The organism is Gryllotalpicola kribbensis (assembly GCF_039538245.1).
Taxonomy (GTDB): domain Bacteria; phylum Actinomycetota; class Actinomycetes; order Actinomycetales; family Microbacteriaceae; genus Gryllotalpicola; species Gryllotalpicola kribbensis.
The window spans coordinates 43,019-68,169 of sequence record NZ_BAABBX010000001.1; the positions used below are offsets into that span (position 1 = coordinate 43,019).

26 protein-coding genes and 1 pseudogene are annotated in these 25,151 nt (G+C 70.2%); 8 read left to right on the top strand and 19 right to left on the bottom strand.

Annotated features, from left to right (window positions below; translation table 11 throughout):
* Positions 1-10: 10 nt before the first annotated feature.
* Entirely contained in the window at positions 11-205 is a 195-nt protein-coding gene (locus ABD716_RS00245) for a hypothetical protein (protein WP_344772579.1), read from the top strand.
* A 130-nt stretch (positions 206-335) separates the two neighbouring features.
* Here ABD716_RS00245 and ABD716_RS00250 read toward each other — a convergent pair.
* Positions 336-1,004 (bottom strand): annotated as a pseudogene (locus tag ABD716_RS00250) (NADPH-dependent F420 reductase); the annotation flags it as partial.
* Positions 1,005-1,129: 125 nt separating this feature from the next.
* Between ABD716_RS00250 and ABD716_RS00255 the strand changes: the two are divergent.
* A complete protein-coding gene (locus ABD716_RS00255; RefSeq protein ID WP_344772583.1) occupies positions 1,130-1,387 on the top strand; it encodes a nuclease in 258 nt (85 codons plus the stop codon).
* A 61-nt stretch (positions 1,388-1,448) separates the two neighbouring features.
* Here the strand turns inward: ABD716_RS00255 and ABD716_RS00260 are convergent, their stop codons facing one another.
* From ABD716_RS00260 to ABD716_RS00320, 13 genes are all read right to left on the bottom strand, one after another.
* Positions 1,449-1,826, bottom strand: a complete 378-nt coding sequence (locus tag ABD716_RS00260) for a four-helix bundle copper-binding protein (RefSeq protein ID WP_344772944.1) — start codon at positions 1,824-1,826, stop codon at positions 1,449-1,451.
* Between the two features lie 180 nt (positions 1,827-2,006).
* Positions 2,007-2,666, bottom strand: coding sequence for a methionine ABC transporter permease (locus ABD716_RS00265; RefSeq protein ID WP_344772585.1), 660 nt, complete (start codon positions 2,664-2,666; stop codon positions 2,007-2,009).
* A complete protein-coding gene (locus tag ABD716_RS00270; protein WP_344772587.1) occupies positions 2,663-3,697 on the bottom strand; it encodes a methionine ABC transporter ATP-binding protein in 1,035 nt (344 codons plus the stop codon). The genes ABD716_RS00265 and ABD716_RS00270 overlap by 4 nt, the downstream gene beginning before the upstream one ends.
* A 2-nt stretch (positions 3,698-3,699) precedes the next feature.
* Positions 3,700-4,677: a MetQ/NlpA family ABC transporter substrate-binding protein gene (locus ABD716_RS00275; RefSeq protein WP_344772589.1), complete on the bottom strand. Its 978-nt coding sequence runs from the start codon at positions 4,675-4,677 to the stop codon at positions 3,700-3,702.
* A gap of 121 nt (positions 4,678-4,798) precedes the next feature.
* A complete protein-coding gene (locus ABD716_RS00280; RefSeq protein ID WP_344772591.1) occupies positions 4,799-5,926 on the bottom strand; it encodes an LLM class flavin-dependent oxidoreductase in 1,128 nt (375 codons plus the stop codon).
* Between the two features lie 45 nt (positions 5,927-5,971).
* A complete protein-coding gene (locus ABD716_RS00285; protein ID WP_344772593.1) occupies positions 5,972-7,645 on the bottom strand; it encodes a dipeptide ABC transporter ATP-binding protein in 1,674 nt (557 codons plus the stop codon).
* Entirely contained in the window at positions 7,642-8,553 is a 912-nt protein-coding gene (locus ABD716_RS00290) for an ABC transporter permease (RefSeq protein WP_425553360.1), read from the bottom strand. Before ABD716_RS00290 ends, ABD716_RS00285 begins: the two co-directional genes overlap by 4 nt.
* 10 nt (positions 8,554-8,563) lie before the next feature.
* Positions 8,564-9,505: an ABC transporter permease gene (locus ABD716_RS00295; protein ID WP_344772595.1), complete on the bottom strand. Its 942-nt coding sequence runs from the start codon at positions 9,503-9,505 to the stop codon at positions 8,564-8,566.
* A gap of 51 nt (positions 9,506-9,556) precedes the next feature.
* On the bottom strand, positions 9,557-11,173 hold the full coding sequence (locus tag ABD716_RS00300; protein WP_344772597.1) for an ABC transporter substrate-binding protein: 1,617 nt from the start codon (positions 11,171-11,173) through the stop codon (positions 9,557-9,559).
* Positions 11,174-11,267: 94 nt separating this feature from the next.
* Positions 11,268-12,665, bottom strand: a complete 1,398-nt coding sequence (locus ABD716_RS00305; RefSeq protein ID WP_344772599.1) for an NtaA/DmoA family FMN-dependent monooxygenase — start codon at positions 12,663-12,665, stop codon at positions 11,268-11,270.
* Positions 12,665-13,900 carry an LLM class flavin-dependent oxidoreductase gene (locus ABD716_RS00310; protein WP_344772601.1) on the bottom strand — a complete coding sequence of 412 codons (1,236 nt, stop codon included), beginning with the start codon at positions 13,898-13,900 and terminating at the stop codon, positions 12,665-12,667. Before ABD716_RS00310 ends, ABD716_RS00305 begins: the two co-directional genes overlap by 1 nt.
* Before the next feature lie 62 nt (positions 13,901-13,962).
* Positions 13,963-14,991, bottom strand: coding sequence for an ATP-grasp domain-containing protein (locus tag ABD716_RS00315; RefSeq protein ID WP_344772603.1), 1,029 nt, complete (start codon positions 14,989-14,991; stop codon positions 13,963-13,965).
* A complete protein-coding gene (locus tag ABD716_RS00320; RefSeq protein WP_344772605.1) occupies positions 14,988-16,331 on the bottom strand; it encodes a M20 family metallopeptidase in 1,344 nt (447 codons plus the stop codon). Before ABD716_RS00320 ends, ABD716_RS00315 begins: the two co-directional genes overlap by 4 nt.
* 107 nt (positions 16,332-16,438) lie before the next feature.
* Between ABD716_RS00320 and ABD716_RS00325 the strand changes: the two genes are divergently transcribed.
* From ABD716_RS00325 to ABD716_RS00340, 4 genes are all read left to right on the top strand, one after another.
* Positions 16,439-16,963, top strand: coding sequence for a GNAT family N-acetyltransferase (locus ABD716_RS00325; protein ID WP_344772607.1), 525 nt, complete (start codon positions 16,439-16,441; stop codon positions 16,961-16,963).
* Positions 16,964-17,096: 133 nt separating this feature from the next.
* Positions 17,097-17,696: a hypothetical protein gene (locus ABD716_RS00330; RefSeq protein WP_344772609.1), complete on the top strand. Its 600-nt coding sequence runs from the start codon at positions 17,097-17,099 to the stop codon at positions 17,694-17,696.
* Positions 17,693-18,499 (top strand): HNH endonuclease signature motif containing protein, encoded by an 807-nt coding sequence (locus ABD716_RS00335; RefSeq protein WP_344772611.1) that lies wholly within the window; start codon positions 17,693-17,695, stop codon positions 18,497-18,499. Before ABD716_RS00330 ends, ABD716_RS00335 begins: the two co-directional genes overlap by 4 nt.
* 115 nt (positions 18,500-18,614) lie before the next feature.
* Complete coding sequence (locus ABD716_RS00340; RefSeq protein ID WP_344772613.1) at positions 18,615-18,773, top strand: hypothetical protein; 159 nt, start codon at positions 18,615-18,617, stop codon at positions 18,771-18,773.
* A 68-nt stretch (positions 18,774-18,841) separates the two neighbouring features.
* Here ABD716_RS00340 and ABD716_RS00345 read toward each other — a convergent pair whose 3' ends face one another.
* The 4 genes from ABD716_RS00345 to ABD716_RS00360 form a co-directional block, all read right to left on the bottom strand.
* The gene (locus ABD716_RS00345; protein ID WP_344772615.1) at positions 18,842-20,086 is read right to left on the bottom strand and encodes an alpha-L-fucosidase; all 1,245 of its coding nucleotides are present in this window, start codon (positions 20,084-20,086) and stop codon (positions 18,842-18,844) included.
* Between the two features lie 59 nt (positions 20,087-20,145).
* Complete coding sequence (locus ABD716_RS00350) at positions 20,146-20,646, bottom strand: Dps family protein (protein ID WP_344772617.1); 501 nt, start codon at positions 20,644-20,646, stop codon at positions 20,146-20,148.
* 14 nt (positions 20,647-20,660) lie between these two features.
* Complete coding sequence (locus tag ABD716_RS00355) at positions 20,661-21,164, bottom strand: SIP domain-containing protein (protein WP_344772619.1); 504 nt, start codon at positions 21,162-21,164, stop codon at positions 20,661-20,663.
* 78 nt (positions 21,165-21,242) lie between these two features.
* Entirely contained in the window at positions 21,243-22,751 is a 1,509-nt protein-coding gene (locus tag ABD716_RS00360; RefSeq protein ID WP_344772621.1) for a GntP family permease, read from the bottom strand.
* Between the two features lie 90 nt (positions 22,752-22,841).
* On the opposite strand from ABD716_RS00360, the gene ABD716_RS00365 reads away from it, so the two are divergent.
* Both ABD716_RS00365 and ABD716_RS00370 read left to right on the top strand, forming a co-directional pair.
* Positions 22,842-23,543 (top strand): FadR/GntR family transcriptional regulator, encoded by a 702-nt coding sequence (locus ABD716_RS00365; RefSeq protein ID WP_344772623.1) that lies wholly within the window; start codon positions 22,842-22,844, stop codon positions 23,541-23,543.
* Positions 23,544-23,617: 74 nt separating this feature from the next.
* Positions 23,618-23,893: a hypothetical protein gene (locus ABD716_RS00370; RefSeq protein WP_344772625.1), complete on the top strand. Its 276-nt coding sequence runs from the start codon at positions 23,618-23,620 to the stop codon at positions 23,891-23,893.
* 17 nt (positions 23,894-23,910) lie between these two features.
* On the opposite strand, the gene ABD716_RS00375 is transcribed toward ABD716_RS00370, so the two are convergent.
* Positions 23,911-25,134 carry an MFS transporter gene (locus ABD716_RS00375; protein WP_344772627.1) on the bottom strand — a complete coding sequence of 408 codons (1,224 nt, stop codon included), beginning with the start codon at positions 25,132-25,134 and terminating at the stop codon, positions 23,911-23,913.
* Positions 25,135-25,151: the final 17 nt, after the last annotated feature.

Below are 25,151 nucleotides of genomic sequence, written 5' to 3' on the forward strand. Positions count from 1 at the left end.
CCGCACCGGCATGACCGAGAACGGAACACACCCGCAGGACCCCGCCGAGGGGCCGGACGACGACCAGCAGCAGCAGGGCGACGACCGCAGTCAGCACCCCGAGCAGCCCGCCGAGGGCGGCGACGGCGCGCGGCAGAACGAGCCGCGCGAGCTGAACAGCGGCGACGACGTCACGCAGCCGGGCGGGGACGAGCCGGCGGACTGATCGCTGCGCGGGTGACGGATGCGTGAGGCATCCGCCACCCGCCGAGGGGTGCCCGGACGGCGAAAAAACGCGGCAAACGGCCCTCTCGGCACACCTCGGTGAAGCGCTCGGCGAAGACGTGCGGCGACGGCTACGAGTGCACGACCGCCCGCTCGGCCTGCCGCAGCGCGGCCTCGAGCTCGGCGACGGTCTGGCGCGCCCCATAGCCGGGAGTGCCGCGCTCGATGCGCCAGCTCTCGGACACCGGGCTCGCGTCGACGGCGTCGTAGCCGAGCTCGTCGTAGAAGCGCCGCGCGAACTCGAGGGCGTCCGGGTGGTCGCTCGCAATCGCGAGGGCTCGGCGGTTCGGGGCGCCGGCGGGCAGGCCCTGGGTCGGGATGTGCGTCCAGTTGATGTGATTGAAGACCTTCACGACGTGGGAGTCGGGCAGGTGCTTCTGCAGCAGGCCCGTGGTCGTGTCGCTCTCGTTGTCGATGGCCTCGATGCGGCCGTCGCGCGCGGGGTAGTAGTTGTTGGTCTCGAGCACGATCTTGCCGACGAGCGGTGCGGGGTCGAGCTGCCAGATGTTCTTGAGCGGGATCGACACGAAGGCGACATCTGCGGCAGCCGATGCCTCGGCCGCCCAGGCCGCGCGGGCCGTGCCCCCGATCTCCGCAACGAGGTCGGCGAGCGTCTCAGGAGAGCGCGAATTGCTGACGACGACGTCATAGCCGTGCTGAGCTGCGAGCTTCGCGACCGTTCCGCCGATGTGGCCGGCGCCGATGAATCCGAGAGTTGTCATGCTCGGGGCAACGAGCGCGGGGCGGCGCGGATTCCTCGCGCCGCGGTGTTTCTCAGCGTGTTACGGATTGCGACCGGGCCGCTTGGCCGGCGGAAGCCGCCCGCGTACCGTCGACCTACCGAACCCGCGAAGAAGGTGAAGCCATGTCCCGCACGATCTCGTCGACAGTCCTCCCGATCCAGCAGGTCATGGCCGGCGCGACACCGACCGCCTGGCGCGACGGCGTGGTGCTCGAGGCATCCGATCGCGAACTGTCCGTCGCGTTCCTCGACGGCGGTGTGATGCGCCTGCAGACGTTCGACGCGTTCGCCGGGCTGAGCGTCGGCGAGCCGGTCGCGTTCCACCCGGTCGCCGAGATCCTCGACGTGCGCAGCGTCGCGACGACCGCGCGGGTCGTCTAGGGTTTCCATTCGGCTTCGCCGAGTCGACCCGCGTCATCGCCGAGTCGACCCGCGCTCGGCTCTAGGCCATCAAAGCCTCGCACTTCGCGACCATGTCCTCGCAGGCCATCGCGCAGTAGCGGCAGTGCTCGGCCATGTCGGCATGCATGCGGCACTCGGCCGCGCACGCCTTCCCCATCGTCATGCAGGCCATGAGCATCGCGTTCATGACCTCCATGTCCATGCCGGCGGGGCGCATCATCATGCGCATCGTGGCGTCGGCCATGTCGGCCATGTTCGAGCACATCGCGGTGCACTTCGCCATGTCCGTCTCGGTCATGTCGGCGCCGGCGCACATGGTGGCGGCCATCGAGCACGCGTTGAGGGACTGGATGCAGTCCTGCATCGCGGCCATGTCCATCGGCATGCTGCCCATGGGCATGGACTTCATCATTTCCATCGTGTCCACGTCGTCTCCCGTCGCAGGGCCCGGCCGCGGCCGAGGCATCCGGTTATGTGACGAAATGTTACGGCAGCAGCCGTTCGGCGTCGAACCCGGGAACGAGGCGACTGATGCCGCGATGCTCGCCGGGCTCGTCGAGGATCAGCGGCGGCGCGGACGGCGCCAACGGGATCGTCATCAGCGCCGCATCACCCGGCGCGCGAGCCAGTTGCCGAAGAACTGGCCCAGTTGCACGATCACGATGATCACCGCGACCGTGATGTAGATGATCGGGTAGTTGAAGCGGTTGAGGCCGTACTGAATGGCGAAGTCGCCCAGGCCACCGCCGCCGACGGCCCCTGCCTGCGCCGACATGTCCACGAGCGCCACATACACGAAGGTATAGCCGAGGATCAGCGGGCCGAGCCCCTCGGGGATCAGCACCGTGAAGATGATGCGAGCCGGGCTCGCGCCCATGGCGCGCGCCGCCTCCACCACGCCGGGGTCGACCGCGACGAGGTTCTGCTCGACGATGCGCGAGACGGCGAACGCGGCCGCCAGCGAGATCGCGAACGCCGCGCCCTGCACGAAGAGGTACGTTCCGAGCACCTTCACGGTGAGCGGCGCGATCGCGGCGATGAAGATGATGAACGGCACGGGGCGGACGATGTTGACGACGACGTTGGTCACCACATTCGCCGCCCGGTTCTCGAGGAGACGGCCGGGTGCCGTGGCATACAGCAGGATGCCGATGCCGAGGCCGAGCGCACCGGAGACCACGAGCGCGGCGAACACCATGACGAGCGTCTGCCAGATGGCGGTGTAGAAGGTGGGCAGATCGTTCAGGAATCCGGTCATTCCGCGACCTCCTCGACCACGTCGACCCCGCCCGCGCGCAGCGCGGCGAGAGCCGCATCGATCGCGGCATCCGAACCGGTCAGCTCGTAGGTGAGGGAGCCGATGGGCTTCTCCTGCAGTTCGCTGATGCCGCCGTAGACGATCTCGCCGGAGACGCCGTGCTCGGCGAGCGTGCTCGCAAGCAGGCCTGCGAAGCCGCGCCGGTCCGGCACCTTGGCGGTGACGAGCCGGCCCGCGTGGGACGCCCGCAGGCGCCGCAGCGTCTCGGCCGACGGTCGGTCCCGCAGCACCGTGGCGACGAAGCGCGCGACGGTCGGCGTGGAGGGCCGGGCGAACACGTCGTACACGTTGCCGAGCTCTGCGAGACGCCCGCCATCCATGACCGCGACGCGGTCGGCAATCGCGCGGATGGCGTCCATCTCGTGCGTGATGACGACGATCGTGACGCCGAGCTCGCGGTTGACGCGCTTGAGCAGCGCAAGCACGTCGGCTGTGGTCTCGGGGTCGAGCGCGCTGGTGGCCTCGTCGGCGAGCAGCAGCTTGGGGTCGGTGGCGAGCGCGCGGGCGATGCCCACGCGCTGCTTCTGACCGCCCGAGAGCTGCTCGGGGTAGGCGTGCGCGCGCTCGAGCAGCCCGACGAAGTCGAGCAGTCGCGCTACCTTCCGGTCGCGCTCGGGCTGCTTCACGCCGGCGAGCTTCAGGGGGTAGCCCACGTTGCCGGCGACGGTGCGCGAATTGAAGAGGTTGAACTGCTGGAAGATCATGCCGATCTCACGGCGAACCGCGCGGCGCTGCTTCTCGGGCAGTGCGGTCAGCTCGTCGTCGCCGACGAACACCCGCCCGGCCGTCGGTAGCTCGAGCGCGTTGATCAAGCGGACGAGAGTGCTCTTGCCCGCGCCGGAGTACCCGATCACGCCGAGGATCTCTCCCTGGATGACCTCCAGGGAGAGATCGGTGACGGCCGTGACCGGCCCGGCCGGGCTGGGGTACGTCTTGCTGACGCCCTCGAGTCGGACCAGTGCGTCGGTCATGCTCAGCCCTTGGCTGCCTTCTCCTGCTCCTGCGTCTTGGCCAGCAGGTCCTGCAGCTCCTTGGCGGTCAGGTCGCTGAACACGGCGCTGCCGCCGTTGACCTCCTGCACGGACTTCTCGACGCTCGGGTCGAGGTAGAGGGCCGCGAGCTTCTGGTAGAGCTTGTTGTCCTTGTCCGCGTCGCGCGCCACGAACACGTTGACGTAGGGCTGCGCAGAAGGGTCGCTCGGGTCGTCCTTCGCGATGATGTCGGTGTTCGGCAGCTTGGCGTCGGTCGCATAGTTCTTGTTGACGATGGCCGCCGCGACCGAGCCGGACTGCAGGGCGCGCGCCGTCTGCGCGGCATCCACGGTCGTCACCTTGACCTTCGACGAGGTGATGTCGTTCACGGTCGAGAACGGCGAGCCGCCGTCCTTGAGCTCGAGCAGGCCGGCCGACTGCAGCACCAGCAGGCCGCGCGCCTCGTTGATCGCGTCGTTCGGGATGGCGACCGCGGCGTTCGCCGGAAGGTCGGCCGGCTTCTTGTAGTCCGTCGAGTACAGCGGCAGCGGGTAGATCGCCGTCGGCCCGATCGGCTGCAGGGTGTCGCCGCTCGAGTTGTTGTAGTCGGCGAGGTACTCGATGTGCTGGAACTCGTTCAGGTCGGTCTGCTTCTGCTTCAGCGCGGGGTTCGGCTGGCTGTAGTCGGAGAAGTTCACGAGCTTGATCGTGACGTTGTACTTCTTCTTCGCGAGGTCGGAGTAGATCTTCCAGTACGGCTGCGAGGCATCCGTCACCCCGATCGACACGGTCTGCGCCTTGGCGGTCGTGCCGCTCGCACCGCCGGACGCCGCGTCATCGGCCTTCGGCTTCGCGACGTTGACGATGATCAGGACCACCGCGACGATCACGACGACGGCCGCGATGACGGCGCCTGCGATCAGGCCGGTGCGGCGCTTCGGCTTCTCGGGAAGTCGCGGGGGCAGGGACGGCTCGGACATGGGTGCTCCTTTTCCTCGTGGGGTGAGCGTCCATCGTCACGGCGCCTCGGCAGCTCTGCCAATTCGTGTTGCGCCGCGTTGAGCCATGTGACGTCACACTGTCACGGCGGGTTGCGCGTGATCAGGCGAGGGCGACGGATTCCCGAGCCGGGGTGCGCGTGAGGGCGAGCGTGGGCTCCGGCCATTCGGGGTCGGGGAGCGACGCGCGCAGCTCGGGCAGCACGTCGGAGGCGAACAGCTCGAGGCTCTCGCGCAGCGCCGCCTGGCCGAGCTCGCCGCCGTGGCCGCTGATGTGGATCACGGTGTTGCCGAAGGCCTCGTGGTAGCGGTGGACCTTGTCGAGCACCTCCTGCGGGCTACCGACGAGGGCCGAGCTCTGGGCGAGGTACTCGTCGTAATCCTTGTAGAGCGTGAAGGTGCCGGGCAGCTGGTGGCTCGCGTTCTCGCGCAGCGATGCGGCGAGCTTCTCGTACGACGGCCGGAACGCCGCCCGCGCGTCCTGCGAGGTCGGCCGCACGACGAGGGCGATGTGGCCGGCGCCGACCGTCGCGTCGTGCGGGTCGCGGCCGAACTCCTCCCACTTCCGGCGGTAGTGGTCGATCAGCCGGCCGTAGTGCTCGAGCGGGTTGAATCCGTTGGCCGAGAAGATCGGATCGCCGTGCTCCGCCGCGAGCTCGACCGAGCGCTCGGCCGAGGCCGAGCCGTGCCAGATGCGGATCTTCGGCTGCAGCGGCTTCGGCCAGATCTCGGCGTCGCGCAGGGGCGCCGTTCTGATGCTGGGGACGCCGGCCGGGGCATCCCACGTCACCTTCTGCTCGCTCCAGATGCGGCGCAGCAGCAGGTAGTTCTCGCGGATCGTGTCCCACGCGTCGAGGCGGCCGATGCCGAACAGCTCCGCCTGCTCTGGCCCGTTGCCCTTGCCGATGATGAGCTCGAGGCGGCCGCCCGAGAGGTTGTCGAGGGTCGCGTAGTCCTCGGCGACTCGCACCGGGTCGAGCACCGAGAGCAGCGTCACCCCGGTGAAGAGGCGGATGCGGCGGGTGAGCGCGGCGAGGTGGGAGAGGATCACGGGCGGCGCGCTCGAGAGGAACGGCGGGTGGTGGCGCTCCCCCACGGCGAAGCCGTCGAAGCCGAGCTCCTCGAAGAGGATCGCGGTGTCAACCGTCTGCGTGAGGCGCTCGGCGGGCGTGGGGGTGTGCCCCGCGGCATCCGGGCCGTTCGGGATGATGTCGAGGCCGATGACCTTCATATGTCTCCTGTCGAGGCTTGGATTCGACGGGTGCGAAAAGCACGCTCACGTCGCGCTGAACGTACTTCTCGCACCGCCGAACGCGTGCACTGCACTGCCTGGGATCGCCTCCAGCAGGCGGCGTGTGTAGGGGTCGCGCGGGGATTCGAGGATGTCTGCAGCCGGCCCCGCTTCGACGAGGCGGCCGCCTTGCATGACGCCGACGCGGTCGGCGACCTGTCGGACGACGGCGAGGTCGTGCGTGATGAAGAGGTAGGCGAGGCCGAGCTCGGCCTGCAGGTCGGTGAGCAGCTGCAGGATCTGCGCCTGCACGGACACGTCGAGGGCCGAGACCGCCTCGTCGAGGATCAGCAGCTCGGGCGAGAGCGCGAGGGCGCGGGCGATGGCCACGCGCTGGCGCTGCCCGCCGGAGAGCTCGGCGGGGCGGCGGCTCGCGAATGAGGCCGGCAGCGCGACCAGGTCGATGAGCTCGGCGACTCGCTTCGCCCGCTCGGCGCGGGAGACCCCGAAGGCGCGCAGCGGCTCGTCGACGGCGTCGGCGACCGTGAAGCGCGGGTCGAGCGAGGCATACGGATTCTGGTAGACGAGCTGCAGTCGGCGGCGCAGCTGCCGCAGCCGTTCGCCGCGGGCGTGCGTGTAGTCCTGCCCGTCGAGCAGGACGATGCCGTCGCTCGCCGTCTCGAGGCGCGCGACGAGGCGCGCGGTCGTGCTCTTGCCCGAGCCGGACTCGCCGACGAGGGCGAAGGTCTCGCCCCGTGCGATCTCGAAGCTCACGGCGTCGACGGCGCGCAGGCGCTCGCGGCCCGAGCCGAAGTCCTTCGTGAGGTCGGTGACGGTCAGCAATGGCGGGCGGGCGACGCTCACCTCGGCATCCGCCCGCGCTTGCTCGCCGATGCTCGTCGAGGGTCGCAGCCGCGCGGCGGACAGCGCGGGCGCCGCGGCGACGAGCGCCCGCGTGTACGGATGCCGCGGCGCACCGAGCACCTGTGCGGCGGCACCCGTCTCGACGATCTCGCCGCCCTGCATCACGAGGATGCGGTCGGCGCGGTCGGCGGCGACCGCGAGATCGTGCGTGATGAGGAGCACCGCGGTGCCGCGCCCGCGCACGAGGCTCTCGAGGTGGTCCAGGATCTGCTTCTGCACCGTCACGTCGAGGGCGCTGGTCGGCTCGTCGGCGATGATCAGCTCGGGCTCGGGGGCGAGCGCGGCCGCGATGAGGGCGCGCTGCTTCATGCCGCCGGAGAGCTGGTGCGGGAACTGCCTCGCCCGCAGCGCGGGCTGCGAGAGCCCGGCGAGCTCGAGCAAGGCGACGGCCCGCTCCCCCGCGGCGCGGCGGCTCGCGAGCTTGTGCACGCGCAGCGCCTCGGCGACCTGCTCGCCGACCTTCTTGACGGGGTCGAGCGAGACGACCGGGTCCTGCGGGATGAGCCCGATGCGCGCGCCCCGCACCTCGCGCCACTGCCCGCGGCTGAGCTTCGTGAGCTCGATGCCGTCGAAGGCGAGCTCGTCGGCAGCGACCCGCGCGGTCGGGTCGAGCAGGTGGATGACCGCCTGCGCCGTCGTCGTCTTGCCGCTGCCGGACTCGCCGACGATCGCGACGATCTCACCGCGACCGACCTCGAAGTCGACCCCGCGCACCGCCTCGACGCGGCGGCTGCCCGTCTCGTAGGCGACGCGGAGGTTCTTGACGGAGAGCAAGAGCGAGGCATCCGTTGTCATCGTGTCGCTCCGTTCTTCTCGAACGCGCGGCTGACCCGGTTCGCGGCCAGCACGACCGCGACGATGATCAGCCCCGGGAAGGTGGTCAGCCACCACGAGGTGGCGAGGTAGTTGCGGCCCTCTGAGATGAGGGCGCCCCACTCGGGCGCGGGCGGGGGCGCCCCGAAGCCGAGGAAGCTCAGGCTTGAGATCGCGAGCACGGCGGTGCCGAACTCGAGCGCAGACAGCGACAGCACGGGCCCGAACGAGTTCGGCAGCACGTGCCGGCGCAGGACCGTGTACCAGCGCACGCCCGAGGCACGGGCCGCCTCGACGTAGAGCGCGGTCGAGATCGTGATGACCTCAGAGCGCATGACGCGCGCGAAGCTCGCGGCGCTCGCGAAGCCCACCGCGACCGCGACGTTGATGGTGCCGAAGCCGAGCGCCGTGATGATCGCGAGCGAGAGCAGCACGGTCGGGATGGCGAGCACGACGTCCATCACCCGCATGATGACGTCGTCGACCCAGCCACGCAGGAAGCCGGCCAGCAGGCCGAGGATCGAGCCCACGAGCAGGGCCAGCACGACCGCCAGGAACGTCGCCGCGAGGGACTGCGCCGAGCCGTAGACGACGCGCGCCCACAGGTCGCGGCCGAGGTTGTCTGTGCCGAAGATGTGCTGCGCGCTCGGCGCCTGCAGGCGTTCGGCGACGTTGCCGGTGAGCGGGTCGTGGTGCGCGAACAGGCTCGGCGCGAGCGCCCACACGATGACGAGGGCGATCACGAGCACGGAGATGACGAGACCGGGTCGCGTCACTGCGCCCCGCAGTGCACGCGAGAATCCGGATGCCCGTGCCGGTCGTTCCTCGGCATGGCCGGTGTTCTCGGCGCTGCCGTCGGTGAACCGCTCGTTCAGGATGAGCTCTGACACGGTGGACCCCCTAGGCGGTTGCGGCGGCGCGCCCGAGCACGATGCGCCGGTCGATGAGCGGGTAGACGAGGTCGACGGCGAGGCTCGAGACGACGAAGACCAGCGCGGCGAAGACCACCACGACCTGCACGACGGGAAGGTCGCGGTCGCCAACGGCCTGCACGACGAGCCGGCCGACGCCGGTGCGCGAGAACACGGTCTCGGTGACGACCGTGCCGGCGAGCAGGTTGCCGATCAGCACGCCGACCATGGTGAGCGTCGGCAGCACGGCGTTGCGCAGCGCGTGCGCGAAATGCACCCGCGCCTCGCCCGCGCCCTTGGCCCGCACCTGCTCGATGTACGGCCGGCCGAGCGTCAGGCGCAGGCTGCGCGAGAGCAGCTGCGCGATGTAGGCCCCGGTCGGCACGGCCAGTGTGACGGCGGGGAGCACCAGGCTGCGGAATCCCTCGTCGCCCAACGACGGGAACCAGCGCAAATGGAACGAGAACCACTGCAGCAGCAGCAGGCCGATCCAGAACACGGGCACCGCGGCGCCGAGCGGCGGCAGGGCGCCGAGCGCCTGACGCAGCCACGCCGCGCGCGGGAAGGTGCTCGCGACCGCGAGCAGGAAGCCCACGACGACCGCGAGCACGAGGGCCGCAGCGGCGAGTCCGAGCGTGTTCGGCAGCACCTGGGTGACCTCGTGCAGCGCCGGCTGGCCCGTCTGCGGGTTGCTGCCGAAGTCGCCGCGCAGCGCCTTGCCGAGCGCGTGCAGGTACTGCAGCCACAGCGGCTGGTCGAGCCCGTACTCGTGGCGCAGCTGCTCGACGAGCTTCGGGTCGACCGTGCTGGCGTCACCGCCCCCGGCGGCCGCGACCGTGGCCGCGTCGCCGGGGAGGGTGAACAGGATCAGGAACGACAGGGTGTACGCCGCCCACAGCACGAACACGCCCTGCAGAAGCCGTCTGGCCACATATTTCACTGGTGCTGCTCTGAGCATCGCCGCTCCGTTCGCCCGCGTCGCCTACTTGCTGAGCCAGGTGTCGTAGAAGTCGAGCCGGCTGGACGCTTCGAACTTCAGGTCGTGCACCTTGTCGGAGGCCGCGATCGTGGTCGACAGCTGGAACACCGGGATGGACCAGGCTTCCGTGATCAGGGTCTTCGCGGCCTGGTCGACAAGCTTCTGCCTCGCCGCCTTGTCGGTCGTGGCGGCCTGCAGGTCGAGGACGTCGTCGACCGCTTCCGCCGCGCGGTGGTTGTTGTTCTGCGTGCCTCGGGCCGAGAAGACCGTGCGCACCACATCGGGGTCGGCGCGGGTCAGATTGCCCCATGACAGCGCCTGCGTGCCGTCGTTGGTCGCGGTGGCGTCGGCGATCGTCGTCTGCTTGAGCTGCAGCTCGATGCCGACCGCCTTGAGCTCCTGCTGCACGAGCTGCAGCTGGTCGCTCGTCGGCTGCCAGTAGACGAGCGTGAAGGACAGCTTCTTCCCGCCCTTCTCGCGGACGCCGTCACTGCCGAGCTTCCACCCGTCGTCCTCGAGCAGCTTCTTCGCGCCCGACACGTCCTGCGTGAGCAGGCTGCTCTGGTCGCTCCAGTAGGGAGTGGAGGAGGACAGCACGCTCTTCGCCGGCTTGTCCCACTTGGTGAGCAGCTTCGTCACCGCACTGCGATCGATGGCCTTCGAGATCGCCTGGCGGACCTTCTCATCGGCCAGGGCCGGGTTCTTCGCGTTGGGGTAGAGGTTGTACACGACACCCGGGTTGGTGCGGTTGCGCACCCAGAACCCGTTGCCGTCGAACTGCGGCAGGTCGGTGGCCTGCACATCTGCCGACGCGTCGATCTGGCCGCTCGACAGCGAGCCCGTGAGGGTCGACGCCTCGGGGACGACCTTGAAGGTCACGCTGTCGAGGTAGGCCTCACCGGTGTGGGAGTTCGTCGAGGGGCCCCAGTCGTAGCCGTCTCGCTTGACGAGCACCGCCTGCTGAGCCGGGGTGAAGCTCTTCACCGTGAACGGGCCCGAGCCGGCGAACTTGCCCGCGCAGCGATCGGCGACAGAGAGCTTCGTGCTCGCGTTCGACACGAGCCCCAGCGTGAAGGTCGAGGTCGCCTGCAGGAACTGCGCGCTCGGCTTGCTGAAGTCGATCTCGACCGTCTGCGGGTCGATGACCTTGACGTCCTTGAGGCCGCTCAGGTAGGTCGAGCCGAGCGTCGCCTTGGCCCCGAGGGCCTGGATGCCCGCGAAGTTCTCCTTGACGGATTCCGCATCGATCGGCGTGCCGTCGGCGTACGTCGTACCCGTGCGCAGCGTGAACGTGAAGCTCGACGCATCCGCATTCACCTTCCACGAAGAGGCGAGCCACGGCTTGATCTCGCCGGTCTTCGGGTCCTGCGAGGTGAGCGAGGCGACCGTCTGGCGCGCGATGGCGATGTCGTCGTTGTTGCCGACCTGCTGCGGGTCGATGCAGCCGTTCTCGCTCGAGATGGCGAAGGTGAGGTTGCCGCCCGAGACGGGCTTGGAGGCGGCGCTCGAGCCGGCGCCGTTCGTGGAGCCGGAGCCGCCTGAGCAGCCGGCGAGCGCGAACGCGAGCGCGGCGGCCCCTGCAGCGAATGCGGCGACGCGCGCCGTGGTGCGTGAGGTCACAGTGGTACTCCTGGTTGGGGTCGAGGTGGGGCGATTCGAACGTTAGGCACCCGGCGGAGGCCGGCGCCCGAGTGTGAACTACTGGGTCCCTGCGTTACGAAGATGACGTCACGAGGTCGGCGGGCTGCGCGACCGGCGGCTTGACGCCGAGCAGTTCGCGCAGCGTCGCCCCTTCCGGGTACTCGGTGCGGAACACGCCGCGCTCCTGCAGCTCGGGGATCACGCGGTCGGCGAACTCGTCGAGGCCCGTGGGGCTCAGGTGCCCGACGATGACGAACCCGTCGGCGGCATCCCCCTGCACGTAGCGGTTGATCTCCTCCGCGACGTGCTGCGGCGTGCCGACGAAGGAGTGCCGGCCGGAGACCCTGATCACGAGCTCGCGGATGCTGAGGTTCTCGGCCTCGGCCAGTTCCCGCCACTGCCGCGCGGTGGCCGCGACATCGCGATCGTGCCGCACCCGGCCTCGGGTGACGGATGCCCCGCCGAGGTCGGGTTCGATGTCGGGCAGCGGCCCCTCGGGGTCGTAGGCCGTGAGGTCGCGCCCCCACACCTGCTCGAGGAAGGCGATCGCCGTCTGGGGGCTGACCTGCTGATGCTGGATGAACCGGCTGCGCTCCTCCGCCTCCTCCGCCGTGTCGCCGAGGACGAAGGTGACCGCCGGCAGGATCTTGAGGTCGTCCCGGTCGCGGCCGTTCGCCTCGACCCGGCTCTTGACGTCGGCGTAGAACGCGCGGCCGTCCTCGAACTCCGAGTGCCGCGAGAAGATGACCTCGGCATCCCGCGCTGCGAAGTCGCGGCCGTCGCTCGAGTCGCCCGCCTGCACGATCACGGGGTGGCCCTGCGGCGAGCGCGGCAGCGTGCCGTAGCCCGTCACGTCGAACTGCGGCCCGTGGTGGTCGACGAGGCGCAGCGCGTCGCCGGCGAGGAAGCGGCCGCCCGCCTTGTCCGCGACGATCGCGTCGTCGGCCCACGAGTCCCACACCTCGCGCGCGGTGGCGATGAACTCGCTCGAGCGCAGGTAGCGATCGGCGTAGTCGAGGAAGCCGCCGCGGCGGAAGTTGGCGCCGGTGAAGGCATCCGACGTCGTCACGACGTTCCAGCCGGCCCGGCCGCCGGAGAGCACGTCGAGAGTCTGCAGCTGGCGCGCCAGCTCGTAGGGCTCGTTGAAGGTCGAGCTGAGCGTGCCCACGAGGCCGATGTGCTGCGTGATCGCCGCGATCGCCGCGAGGATCGCGAGCGTGTTGGGCCGGCCGACGACGTCGAGGTCGTGGATGTGCCCGCGGTGCTCGCGCAGGCGCAGCCCCTCGGCGAGGAAGAGGTAGTCGAACTTCCCTCGCTCGGCGGTCGCTGCGAAGTGCTCGAACGAGTCGAAGTCGATCTGGCTGCCTGAGGCCGGGTCGCTCCACACGGTCGTGTTGTTCACGCCAGGGAAGTGCGCGGCGAGGTGGACCTGCTTGATCGGCTTGCCGGTGGTGGGGTTCGTTGCGGTCATCAGGCGACTTCCTTCTCGTAGCGGTTCACAGCAACCGGCAGCCCGAGGCGGGCGCGCAGCGTCGCGGCGGGGTCGTCGGTGCGCGGCGTGCGCACGCCGGCCGCCTCGAGCAGCGGCACGACGTCGCGCGCGATGCGGTCCAGGTCGTAGGGCAGGCGCGCGGGGCGCAGACGGATGCCGTCCACCCCGGCCGCGTGCCAGGCGAGCAGCCGCCCGGCGACATCCTCCGCGGTGTCGGCGACGATGAGCGCGTCGCTCGTGAAGGTCTCGCCGGCGAGCTCGTCGAGGTGCGCGAGGGCTGCCTGTGCGGCATCCGTCGTCTCCTCGATCAGCACCACGACGTCGGCCCAGACGCGCAGGGGCTCGCCCACGCGCTCGACCCGCGTCTCGGCGTCGCGCACCTCGGCGCTTATCGACGCGAGCTGCGCGTCGTCGTGCGGCGTGATGAACACGACGTCGCCCTGGCGGGCGGCGAGCTCGTAGGGAATGCGCTGATGCGCGAGCAGCGCGACGACCGGCTGGCCCTGCGGCGGGCGGGGCACGATCGACGGGCCCTTGACGCTGAAGTGCGCGCCCTCGAAGTCGATGTAGTGCAGCCGCTCACGGTCGATGAAGCGGCCGGTCGCGGTGTCGCGGACGATCGCGTCGTCCTGCCACGAGTCCCACAGCCGGCGCGCGACCTCGATGACGTCGGCCGCCTCGCCGAACCACTCGCTGATGAGCGCCTGCGCCTCGGGCCCCGTGAAGTCCGCCCGGTCGATCTCGGGGAAGGTGCGGCGCCCGACGTGCGCGGCCTCGTGCGGCTTCGCCGCGGCGATCGGGCGGATGCCGGCACGCCCGCGGCTCGCGTAGTCGAGGGTCGCGATCGCGGTGGAGACGTGGAACGGCTCGGTGTGCGTCGTGCTCACGGTCGGGATGAGCCCGATGCGCGTCGTCACCGGCGCGAGCCAGTTGGCGAGCAGCACGGCGTCGAGGCGGCCGCGCACGTCGCGGGTCTCGGCGGGGTCGACGGTGTCGAAAGGGTGGCGGGTCTGCAGGCCGAAGGCGTCCTCGATGGTGAGCAGCTCGAGACCGGCGTCGTCGGCGGTGCGGGCGAGGTCGGCCCAGTAGCGGCCAGTCAGCAGCTCGGCGGGGCGGGCGGGTTCCTCGCGCCAGGCGGCCGGGTGCCAGCCGGCGTCGTTCAGCGCGACGCCGAGGTCGAGGCGAGGCGACGTCGTGGTGGGGGTGAGGCTCATGCGGCGAACGTAGAGCCGCGGGGCCGCCCGGCCCACTTTCTGTTACGACGGGCGACGCGGAACTACACGCGACGTAACACTGGAGCGCTCGGCCGCCTCGTCTCGCGCAGCAGGCCGCCCAGGTAGCGCGCGATCGCGCGTGGCCCCGAGGCCGGCGCGACCGCCTCCACGGCCGCGTTGTAGTTCGTGTTGGTGTTCACGTCGTAGGTCACCACACGACCGTCGGCCGTCTCGATGAACTCGATTCCCGCGATCTCGATGCCGTTCTGGCGCGTGAAGGCGAGGTACTGCTCGATGATCGGATGCCGGAACCCGTCGCGCAGCGAGAAGAGCTGGTCGCCCGGCGCCGGCGCGATCGTCGCCCCGGGCGGCGTGACGAGCTTCCCGGTGAGCGGGTCGACGGCGCAGGCATCCGCCGGGCAGAGCTGGAATCCGCCACGCGCCGTGTCCGCCCGGATCGCGTAGACGAACTCTCCGCCCACGATCTCAACGCGGGTGATGTACGGCTCGGCGGGCTGCACGTACTCCTGCACGAGCGTGATGCCGTCTTGCGGCTCGTCGACCTCGCCCGCGTTCAGCGCGGCCTCGAGTTCGTCAGGCGACTCGAAGCGCGCGACCGAGAGGCCCTTGCCGCCCTGGTTGTGCTTGATCACGAAGGGGGCGGCGAGCTCGTCATGCAGGCTGCGCGCGGCATTGAGAAGGTGTGAGGTCCCCACGACGGCGCGCGTGCGCGGCACGTCGATACCGGCGCGCTTCAGCGCCGAGAGCTGGGCCGCTTTGCTGACCTCGAGCTCGAGCACGGCACGCCCGTTGACCGTGCGCCGGCCGCTCGCCTCGAGCCACGAGAGCACGGCACGGGCATATTCCTTCGAGAGAATATGGCCGCGGGTGTGGCTCGACGCGCTGATGCGCGACCAGAAGACGCCCTCGGGCGGAGTGGACAGCGGGTCGAGCTCGCCCTCCACGAGCAGCCACTCGACGAGGGGAACCCCCTCGGCCGCGAACGCGTCGCGGAAGACCCCGAACCACTCGGGGTTCTCGTGGATCGCGTAGACAGCGGGGCCGTCTGCCACCGGCAGGGGTGCGCTCATGCGAAGTACTCCTCTACGTTCAGAACCCCGCCGGCCGCCTCGAAGTCTGCGCGAGCGGCGTCACGCAGAGAGGCATCGGCGAGGAAGTCGAGTGCCGTCAAAGCGAGCCCGAACGCGGCATCCGTCGCCGCTGCGTCGCCCGCCTCTGATCGTGCCCACTCGGCGAACTCAGCCGTGTGCAGTGCGACCTCGGGCGGGCTCGCCCTGATCACGGGGTGGATGCCGGGCACGCGCACGCTCACATTGCCGAAATCGGTCGACGCGGCCAGCTCGCTCGGCACCTCGGCGGTCGTGAGCGCCTTGCGGCCGCGTGCGGCCTGGTGAACCGCCCACCGCTCGGACAGCGGCCGGTTGAACCGCGTCGGCAGCGTGGCGGGCAGCGGGTCCCACACGAGTCTCACCCCGGTACCCGTCGCGAGTGCAGCGCCGTGGGCGATGTCGGCAAGTCGTCGGCTCAGCTCCTTCAGGGTGTCGGCCGCGTGCGAGCGCAGGTAGAACTCGAGCACAGCCCTGCGGGGAATGACGCTCGGCCGCTCGCCGCCCTCTTTCACGATGCCGTGCACGCGGTCGGTCGGCGGCAAATGCTGCCTCAGCAGACCGACGGCCTGATACGCGAGCGTCACGGCGTCGAGTGCGTTGCGGCCGAGGAACGGCGACGCCGACGCGTGCGCCGGGACGCCCTCGAACTCCATGCGCAGAATCCGCCGCCCGATGAAGGGGTGGTCGATCGCGTCGTAGCCGAAGGGGTGCGCCATGAGCGCCGCGTCGACGCCCTCGAAGGCGCCGTTGCGCGCCATCAGCTCTTTGCCGCTGCTGCCCTCTTCGGCGGGAGTGCCGAGCAGCACGACTCGGCCGGGAAGCCGGTCGCCGAGCCGTGCCAGCGCGGCGAAGGCTCCGACCGCGCTCGCGGCGATGAGGTTGTGACCGCAACCGTGCCCGATGCCGGGCAGAGCGTCGTACTCGGCAAGGATCGCGACGGTGGGCGCGCCCTCTTTTTCGGGGCCGACGGATGCCTCGACCGCGGTGTCGAGCCCGTAGACGCCCACCGACGGGTGCGCCGCGGTGAGCCGCTCGACGGCGGCGGCGATCGCCGCGGCACCGAGCACCTCGTGGAACGCCTCTTCCGGCGTCTCGAAGATGCGGTGCGAGAGTGCCGCGATCTCGGGCGCAAGCTCGTCGACGGCCGAGCCGACGACCGTGGTGAGCTCGGCCGGGGCGCCGGCGAACGGCGAGGTGACATAGTCCGCGGCATCCGCTCGCCGCCGGGCTCGCGCCTGCAAAGCGTCGGCATACGCGCGACCGGGCGTTTCGGGGTGCCCGAGATCGCGATCAGCCGTCATGCTCACCACGCTAGGCGGAGCGGCCGACATCGGTCACGGTGTTGCCGCGTATGAAGCTCGATCGCGACCGGCCTCGCGGTGTCGGCGGCTGCTGGAAGAATCGGTGCATGAACCGCCCCGCGCACGCTGAACAGACCGTCCGTGTCGAGAAGGTCGAGTGGGGTGACGAGCGCGCTGCCCGGTTGCGCGCCCTGATGGATGCCGAGATCACCCCGCGCTACGCCGCACTGCAGGCCGCGCTCACGGCCGACGAGCAGGAACTGCGGGCGTCCGCCTTCGTGCTCGACCCGGCGACGCTTTCGGGCGTGTACCTCGCCCTCGACTCTGACGGCACCGCGCTCGGTCACGCGGCGCTGCGTCGGCTCGAGACCGACGGCGGCATCGAGTGGGAGCTCAAGCGACTCGTCACGGTCGAGGCTGCGCGCGGGCGCGGTGTCGGCACACTGCTGATCAGGGCCGTCGAAGCGGATGCCGCGGCGAACGGCGCCTCGCGCGTCGTGCTGCAGACGGGCACCCAGCAGCCCGAGGCGATCGCGCTGTACGAGAAGCTCGGCTATCAGCGCATCGACGAGTACGGGCCGTATGTCGGAAAGGTGCCGGAGGGGCTGTATTTCGCGCGCGAGCTGAGGTGAGGCGCGAGAGCTTTCGCAGTCTATTCGTTCTTAGTTTCGACTCTCGTGTGGATATCTGTTCTGCTTATTCGAACTGATGATATACTCGTGGCATCGGGTTCATCGGCGACGGAGTTGATGCAGGGGGTGCACCATGGGGGCGTTCGGGGAAGGCATCGCGGCCGCGTCGGCGTGCCTCGACCCGGTGCTGCCCGACTCGTTCGCGATCCTGAGCGACGACCAGCTGGTCGGTGCCGCGCAGGCGGTGGAGGAGCTGTCTCGGAAGGTCGAGGCGCTGCAGCTCGCCGTCGCCCGCGAGTTCGACCACCGCACCGACGAGACCCTGGGTGAGGACTCGCTCGCCCGGCGGCTGGGGGCGCGGAAAGCCTGGGGTGCGCTGGAGACTGTGACGCGCACGTGCGCGAAGGACGCCCGAGAACGGGTGCTGGAATCGCGGCGGCTGGCGAAGCTGCCCGTCATCGAGACCGCCGTGCACGAGGGCGTCCTCGGCCGGGCGCAGGCGGTCGCGATCATCGGCCCGCTCATCCCCGCCGCCGACGGCAAAGACCCCCAGCTCGTCGAAGCGGCCTGCACGAACCTCATCGAACTCTCCAAGACCCTGCCGGCTACCGCGGTCGTCGAGGCCGCTGAAGCATGGAAGCTCGTACTCGACCCCGAGGCACCGAACCGGTGGAGAAAGCCGCCATCGAGAAGCGGTTCTTCCGCCTCGGACACGCTCGAGACGGCCTCGTGAGACTCACCGGGCTGCTACCCGTCGAGCAGGCCGCCGCCATCCGCGCCGTCCTCGACGCCTACGTCAACCCACGCGCCGGATCATCCGTCGCCTTCACCCCCGGTGCGGGCACAGCTGCCGATGCTGCCGAGAACGACGATGCTGCCGAGAACGACAGTGCCGACGGGTCGGCGAAGCCGCTCCTGGTCGCCTCCGAGACTCAGCCGCCGACCGACACCCGCACGAGGGATCAGAAGCGCGCCGACGTGCTCCACGCCGTCTTCACCGCCGCCGCCCGCGCCCCCGAAACCCCCACCATGGGCGGGGCACACCCCACCATCCTCGTCGTGGTCAACAGAGACGACTTCGAATCCGGGCACGGGACCGCCCGCATCGACGGCGAAGACCACCCCATCACCGCCCAGACCGCACGCCGCATCGCCGAAACCGGCGGATACCAAGAAGTCCTCGTCGGGCCTTCAGGGAAGATCCTGAACCTCGGCGACACCCACAGATGCGCCACACCCCAACAACGCCGAGCACTCGCCGTCAGAGACAAAGGGTGCGTCATCCCCGGCTGCACCACCCCCGCCAGATGGTGCGAAGTGCATCACATCGACCCGCACCGCGACGGCGGACCCACCGACATCCACAACCTCACCCTGCTGTGCTGGTGGCACCACACCACCATCGACACCGGGCCCTACCAGCTCCGCATGGGCGAAGACGGCACCCCCGAGATCCGGTGGGTGTTCGGATCCCACGCCACCGCCTGGACCACAGCCACCCACACCCCCAAACGCAACCTCACCCCCGCCGCCTAGCAACACAACCGGCCGCAAGGCAGAACTCTGCCCATCGCGCAGGTCAGGGCAGAAGTCCTCCCGCGGCGGGAATTCACGGGTGCCGCGGTGCGCAATCAGGCGTAGACCGGAACCCATGAACCAGATCGCACACCAGCACCACACGCTGGACCCAGCCGAAGGGCCCGATCTCGACGTCGAAGACGTTCCCAGCGTCGTCGATGACGAAGACGACGGCCCCGTGGTCGGCAGCGACGCCGTCGCCTCATCAGACGGCGAGGAGTCGTTCGACTGACCTGCCCCACTCGCCGGAATCCGCAAGAAGGCCCCACGGGGCCTTCTTCTCATCTCAGGGGGCCGGCCTCATTCCGGGGCGTCGGTCGGCGCGGCGTACTCGATCGACGGGACCGTGCTGACACCCGTGCGGAAGCCGGTCACACCGGAAAGCGCCGCGCCCTCGCCCCCGACGCGTACGGTCAGAGAGCGCACCCGCCGCATGGGGAACACGCAGAGGCGCTGTGCGCCGATGCTGCCGCCGCGGGCGACCGGCTCGCCGGCATCCGTCACCACCTCGAATCCCCTGACGCGCTGCCCATCGGCCAGCTCTTCCTGCAGCAGCAGGTGGTCGAGCTCGATCTCTGCGGCGAAGTCGGCGCGCCAGCCGTCGGCGGTCGCGCTGAGCTCGGCAGCCAACCGGTCGCCGAAGCGCCGATCGAGCTCGGCGCGCAGCTCGCGAACCCGCGCCACGTCAGAGTCGGGAATGAGCCCACGCGTATCGGGCGGCAGATTGAGCAGCAGGTTCGCGCCCAGACCCACCGAGCCGTAGTAGATCGCGAGCAGGTGATCGAGGGACTTCGGCTCGTCATGTTCGGCCCAGAACCAGCCATGCCTGATCGACACGTCGCACTCAGGCGGCAGATAGAAGGCGCCGCCGTAGTCGACCCGGTCGTCGGTGTAGTTCGAGAGCTCGCCGCGATCGACGGCGTAGCGCACCGGGTCGGCCGCCAGGCCGTCCTCGTTCCCGACCCAGCGGATCGTCGGAGCGCCCATGTTGAACACCATGGCGCGCGGCTGCAGCTCGCGGACCACCTCGAGATAGCGCCCCCAGTCGTAGACGCGACCCTCAGAGCCGGCGCCGTCGAACCAGATCTCGGCGATGTCGCCGTAATTCCCGCACAGCTCCCGCAGCTGGGCGGCGTAGAAGTCGTCGTATGCCGCGGGGTCGGCGTACTGCGGCGCGTTCCGATCCCACGGCGAGAGGTAGAGACCGAGGCTGAGCCCGTGCCGCGCACAGGCATCCGCCACCTCGCGTACGACGTCGCCTGCGCCGCCCCGCCACGGCGAGGCCGCCACCGAATACGCGGTGGTCGCAGTCGGCCACAGGCAGAAGCCGTCGTGGTGCTTCGCGGTGAGCACGACATAGCGCGCGCCGAGCTCGCGCGCGGTGCGCACCCACTGATCGGCGTCCAGCTCGCCCGGCACGAAGCCGGCCGCCGGCAGCGTGCCGTCGCTCCACTCGACCCCGTGGAAGGTGTTCAGCCCGAAATGGAAGAAGGCGCCGAGCCGCATCCGCTGCCAAGCGAGCTGCTCGGCGGTCGGGCGCGGCACGGCGCCGGGGCGTGAGCCGGGCGCGGCGCTGGGCAGCGGTGAGCTCAGGGCGTCGCGCCTCAGGCCGCGAGGTGCGACTGCAGCAGCCAGCGGTCCTTCACGAGCCCGCGCTCGATGCCGATGACGATGTCCTGGCTGTTGAGGTCGATGTCGTCGAGGCCCTCGACGGCGGCGCGCACCGTCACCAGGGCTGCGTCGATCAGCGCGACGACCTGCGAGACGGTGTCGGTCCAGTCCTGGAAGCCGTCCTTCAGGGCGGGAAGCGTGGTCTTCGCCGCGACGGTCGCAAGGCGCGAGTCCACGGGCAGCCCGAGGGCGACGATGCGCTCCGCCGAGTCGTCGGCGAACGACTGCGCGTGCTCGACGAGCTGGTCGAGCAGCTCGTGGATCGCGATGAAGTCGGCGCCGCGCACGTTCCAGTGCGCCTGCTTGCCGTTGACGACGAGAGCTTCCATGTCGACGACGACCGGCGCGAGGAACTGGGCCACGCCGGCCGCAAGCTCGGCCGATTCGGCGGCGCCGGCGGAGGTGGAAGCGGAAGTGGGGGTCTCAGTGGACATCGGTACTCCTTCGTTCAACTCAGGTGATGCGACATATCGGGCAGTGCGTTCAGCCCGGCGAGCCGGGCCTGCAGCACCTCGTACAGAGCCGTGATTCGGGCGCTGCCGGCGCAGCCGATCCACATGATCACGTTGTCCTGCGCGGCATCGGAGCCCGCAGCGGACGAGCGCGAGGCGGGGTGATCGGATGCCTCGAGCACGTCGTCTTCGGAGCGCGCGGCTGCGGGCATCCACTCGCCCACCCAGCCCGCGATGGCCGTGGCGAGCGCCTCGCCATGCGTCGCGAACGCGAGAGGGCGGACGGCGCTGGCACGCACCACGCGCGGCAACCACGTCACCGCCACGCGGCGCGGAGCGTCGAGCGCGATCACGTCGCGCTCGTCGAGCACCTCGATGTAGACCTGCCCGTAGGCGTCGTCGGGCAGCACGGAGAGGATGTGCTGGATCGCCGTCACGTCGGCAAGGTCGCCCGCGATGAAGACGCGGTCGGCGACGTGCTTGCGATGACGGGAACCCATGAACACCACACTAGGTTAGGTGTGCCTTACTTGGAAAGAGTCCCGGCCGGACTGGGAAGAAGCGGGGCATCACCTTCGTCAGTGCACGAAGATGCTCAGCACCAGCACGACGATGATGCCGACCACAGACAGCACGGTCTCGAGCACCGACCACGACTTGATGGTCTGACCGATCGAGAGGCCGAAGTACTCCTTGAAGAGCCAGAAGCCCGCGTCGTTCACGTGAGAGAAGAACAGCGAGCCGGCACCGATCGCGAGCACGAGCAGCGAGACGCCCGGCGTGCTGAGGTGGTGCGTGACGGGCTCGAGGATGCCGGCCGTGGTGATCGTCGCCACGGTGGCGGACCCCGTCGCGACGCGGATGAACACCGCGACGAGCCAGGCGAGCACGAAGACGCTGATCGAGCTGTGCGAGGCCCAGTTCGAGATCACGTCGCTGATCTTCGTGTCGACCAGAACCTGCTTGAAGCCGCCGCCCGCGCCGACGATCAGGATGATGCCGGCGATCGGCGGAAGCGCGTCGGTGACGACGCTCGAGGTGCGCTTCAGGCTGAACCCGGCGCCGCGCCCGAGAACGATCATCGCGACGATCACCGCGATGCCGAGGGCGATGAGCGGGGTGCCGACGAAGTCCACGACGGTCTTCCACGCGGCGGGGTCGTTCGCGTCGGCGATGTCGATGATCGCGGCGATGAGCATGAGGGCCGCGGGCAGCAGGATCGTGACGAGCGTCGGCCAGAAGCCCGGGCGGCGCACGGCGGCGGGGTGCGCCGCCTGGTCGGCCTGCCGCAGCTGGTCACCGCGGCCGCCGAGGTTGATCGCCGCGGTGCGCGGGGTGTCGATGGCACCCTTTCCGGTGTCGCCGCGCGAGGCATCCCCCGTGTCGAACAGGGCGGGCACCTCGGCGGGAACCCAGCGCGCCGCGAATCCCGCGAACAGCGGCCCCGCGACGATCACGCCGACGAGGGCGACGATGACACCGAGGCCGAGCGTCACGCCGAGGTTGGCGTGCACCGCCGAGATCGCGGCGAGCGGGCCGGGGTGCGGGGGAACGAAGCCGTGCATGGCCGAGAGCCCGGCGATGGTCGGCACCGCGACGCGCATCAGCGGCAGGCCGGAGCGGCGCGCGACGAGCATGATGACCGGAACCAGCAGCACGAGGCCGACCTCGAAGAACATCGGCAGGCCGATGATCGCGCCGACGAGACCCATGATCCACGGCAGCGCCTGCACGCTCGCGCGGCTCACGAGGGTGTCGACGATGCGGTCGGCGCCGCCCGAGTCGGCGAGCAGCTTCCCGAAGATCGCGCCGAGGGCGATCAGCGTGCCGACCGAGGCGCTCGTCGAGCCGAAGCCGGTCGAGAAGCTCGTGACGGCGGCGGTCGGCGCGAGTCCGGCGGTCATGCCGGCCACGAGGGCGCCGATCAGCAGCGAGATGAAGGGGTGCAGCTTGAGCCAGGTGATCAGCGCGATGATCACGGCCATGCCGAGCAGTGCGGCGAAGATCAGGCGGCCGTCGCTTGCGTGGTGCGTGGCTGCGGCTGTGGCCGCGGTCACGAGCGCGGGCGAAACAGTTGTCAGTGCCATGAGCGTCCTTGATCTGGCGGGAAGCGCCGGAGTTCGACAGGAATAACTCCGTCATATTACGCCCGGTCGGTCAAGTTGTATGTTTTTCGCATGACGGATGCCGCACGCCTCGCTCCCGTGCACGGGGGACTCTCCGAGCGCCTCGGCGCTGCGATCGTGCATGGTGAGTACCCGGCGGGCACGCGGCTGCTCAGCGGCGACATCGCCTCCGCCGAGGGCGTCTCGCGCTCCGCCGTGCGCGAGGTGGTGCGCGTGCTCGAGACGCTCGGGCTCGTGCGGTCGCGGCGCAAGGCCGGCATCGAGGTGCAGCCGGCGAGCGAGTGGGACCTCTTCTCGCCCGAGGTGATCCGCTGGCGGCTCGCCGGGCCCGACCGACTGCGGCAGCTGCACGAGCTGAGCCAGCTGCGTTCAGCGGTCGAGCCGCTGGCCGCGCGCCTGGCCGCGGGCGCGGCCGACGACGGCCAGCGCGCCGGCCTCACGCAGGCGGCGCACGACATGGCGCTGCACTCGCATGCGGCCGACGGCGCGGCGTACCTCGAGGCCGATCTGCGCTTCCATCGCGTGCTGCTTCAGGCATCCGGCAACCCCATGCTCGCCCGCCTCGCGGACGCCGTGGAGTCCGTGCTCGTCGGGCGCACGCAGCACGCGCTCATGCCGAAGGACGCGAACCCCGAGGCGCTGCGGCTGCATCGGGATGTGGCGTTCGCAGTCGCGGGGCGCGACGCGACGACGGCGGGCGAGGCTGCGGCGCGCATCGTGATCGAGGCCGACGAGGCGGTCCAGGGGCTGTAGCCACATCGAGCGACGGGCACGACGGCCCTGTCAACCCCGTGGCGCCAGCACAGCGGGAGGAAAACGATGACCGCATGAGTGACGAAGAGAACCTCGAGCACGAGAACGCCGAGCACAAGAACGTCGAGCACGAGAGCAAGCTGAGCGACCTGGCCGACGCGGGGCACATCTTCGACCAGACCAACGGGGTGGTCGAAGGCCTGGAGGGCGACGCAGACACGCCCGAGCAGGTCGAGAAGAGAACGGGCAACGGCTCGGCGACCGGCGTTGCGGCCGCACCGGTGCCCGGCACCCAGATGCCCGGCGCGGCGATCCCCGTGAGAACCGATCGCGACGCCGAGAACGGCTGACCGCTTTCAGGCTCGTTTCAGGCTCGCGCAGTCCGGCCGCCGACGGCCGAGGCGAACAGCATGCCGACCGCACAGAGCAGCAGCGGAAGGGTGAGCGCGAGGTTGATGCCGACGGCCCCCGCTATCCAGCCGATGAGCGCGGGGCCGGCGAGCATGCCCGCATAGCCGACGGTCACGACCCGCGAGAGCATGATCGCGGCGCGCGGGCCGGTGACGAGATTGCCTGCCGCCGTGAATATCTGCGGAACGATGCCCGACAGACCGATGCCGAAGAGCACCCAGCCGACGAGCGTGACGGGGTAGATCGGCGAGACGACGACGAGCAGAAGTCCGGCCGCCGCGACGCCCGCGCCCCACCGCACGACCCGCCGCGGCCCCAGCCGCTGCGAGACGCGGTCGGCCGCCAGCCGGCCGATCGTCATGGCGATCGCGAACGCCACGTAGGCGAGGGATGCCGCAGCCGGGCTCTGCCGCAGGTGCTGCACCGCATGCACCGAGCTCCAGTCATTGACCGTCCCTTCGGCGAGCATGAAGGCGAAGGCGAGGACGGCGAGTAGGGCGGCACGGCGTGCGAGCTGCCGCCGCGGCATCCCGGTGCCGTCGGGCTCGCGCGGGTTGCGATCGTCGTGCGACGGTGCGGCCAGAGGCCGGAGGAAGGGCGCGCATGCCGCCGCGCCCAGCAGCACGACCGCGGCGGCAGGAAGGAGCGCCGCAGGAACAGAACCTCCGAGGAGGTTCACGACCCCACCGAAACCGCTGCCGACAGCGCCGCCGATCGAGAAGGTCGCGTGGAAAGCGGACATGATCGGCCGGCGGTATGCCCGCTCGACCTCGACCGCCTGATCGTTCATCGCCACATCGATGCAGCCGTTTCCGAGCCCCAGCACTACTAGGCCGACGCCCAGCGCAAGGGGCGTCGCGGCGGCGCTCAGCACGACGGCCCCGGCTGCGAGCAGCAGCGCGCCCAGCACCACAGCCGCGCGGCTGCCGACGCGCGCGGCGAGGTAGCCGGTCGACTGCATTCCGGCCACCGAACCGGCGCCCATGAGCAGCAGCAGGCTGCCGAGCGCGGCGTTGCCGATGCCCGTCTCTCTCGCGACGGTCGGGATCTGCACCACCCAGACCGCGAGCACGAAGCCGTTGATGAAGAACGCCCCGAAAACGGCGGCGCGAGCGCGCCGAAGACGAGCAGTCGAGTGGGCGGGGCCAGCGGGCGCAGCGGCGCCAGTGTCAAGCGTCATGATCGTTTGATCATAGT

Bases quoted from the DNA above. Each gene is read 5' to 3' on its own strand.
- ABD716_RS00245 (WP_344772579.1), top strand. From the start codon at position 11: ATGACCGAGAACGGAACACACCCGCAGGACCCCGCCGAGGGGCCGGAC.
- ABD716_RS00255 (WP_344772583.1), top strand. From the start codon at position 1,130: ATGTCCCGCACGATCTCGTCGACAGTCCTCCCGATCCAGCAGGTCATG.
- ABD716_RS00260 (WP_344772944.1), bottom strand. From the start codon at position 1,826: ATGGAAATGATGAAGTCCATGCCCATGGGCAGCATGCCGATGGACATG.
- ABD716_RS00265 (WP_344772585.1), bottom strand. From the start codon at position 2,666: ATGACCGGATTCCTGAACGATCTGCCCACCTTCTACACCGCCATCTGG.
- ABD716_RS00270 (WP_344772587.1), bottom strand. From the start codon at position 3,697: ATGACCGACGCACTGGTCCGACTCGAGGGCGTCAGCAAGACGTACCCC.
- ABD716_RS00275 (WP_344772589.1), bottom strand. From the start codon at position 4,677: ATGTCCGAGCCGTCCCTGCCCCCGCGACTTCCCGAGAAGCCGAAGCGC.
- ABD716_RS00280 (WP_344772591.1), bottom strand. From the start codon at position 5,926: ATGAAGGTCATCGGCCTCGACATCATCCCGAACGGCCCGGATGCCGCG.
- ABD716_RS00285 (WP_344772593.1), bottom strand. From the start codon at position 7,645: ATGACAACGGATGCCTCGCTCTTGCTCTCCGTCAAGAACCTCCGCGTC.
- ABD716_RS00305 (WP_344772599.1), bottom strand. From the start codon at position 12,665: ATGACCGCAACGAACCCCACCACCGGCAAGCCGATCAAGCAGGTCCAC.
- ABD716_RS00310 (WP_344772601.1), bottom strand. From the start codon at position 13,900: ATGAGCCTCACCCCCACCACGACGTCGCCTCGCCTCGACCTCGGCGTC.
- ABD716_RS00315 (WP_344772603.1), bottom strand. From the start codon at position 14,991: ATGAGCGCACCCCTGCCGGTGGCAGACGGCCCCGCTGTCTACGCGATC.
- ABD716_RS00320 (WP_344772605.1), bottom strand. From the start codon at position 16,331: ATGACGGCTGATCGCGATCTCGGGCACCCCGAAACGCCCGGTCGCGCG.
- ABD716_RS00325 (WP_344772607.1), top strand. From the start codon at position 16,439: ATGAACCGCCCCGCGCACGCTGAACAGACCGTCCGTGTCGAGAAGGTC.
- ABD716_RS00330 (WP_344772609.1), top strand. From the start codon at position 17,097: ATGGGGGCGTTCGGGGAAGGCATCGCGGCCGCGTCGGCGTGCCTCGAC.
- ABD716_RS00340 (WP_344772613.1), top strand. From the start codon at position 18,615: ATGAACCAGATCGCACACCAGCACCACACGCTGGACCCAGCCGAAGGG.
- ABD716_RS00350 (WP_344772617.1), bottom strand. From the start codon at position 20,646: ATGTCCACTGAGACCCCCACTTCCGCTTCCACCTCCGCCGGCGCCGCC.
- ABD716_RS00355 (WP_344772619.1), bottom strand. From the start codon at position 21,164: ATGGGTTCCCGTCATCGCAAGCACGTCGCCGACCGCGTCTTCATCGCG.
- ABD716_RS00360 (WP_344772621.1), bottom strand. From the start codon at position 22,751: ATGGCACTGACAACTGTTTCGCCCGCGCTCGTGACCGCGGCCACAGCC.
- ABD716_RS00365 (WP_344772623.1), top strand. From the start codon at position 22,842: ATGACGGATGCCGCACGCCTCGCTCCCGTGCACGGGGGACTCTCCGAG.
- ABD716_RS00370 (WP_344772625.1), top strand. From the start codon at position 23,618: ATGAGTGACGAAGAGAACCTCGAGCACGAGAACGCCGAGCACAAGAAC.
- ABD716_RS00375 (WP_344772627.1), bottom strand. From the start codon at position 25,134: ATGACGCTTGACACTGGCGCCGCTGCGCCCGCTGGCCCCGCCCACTCG.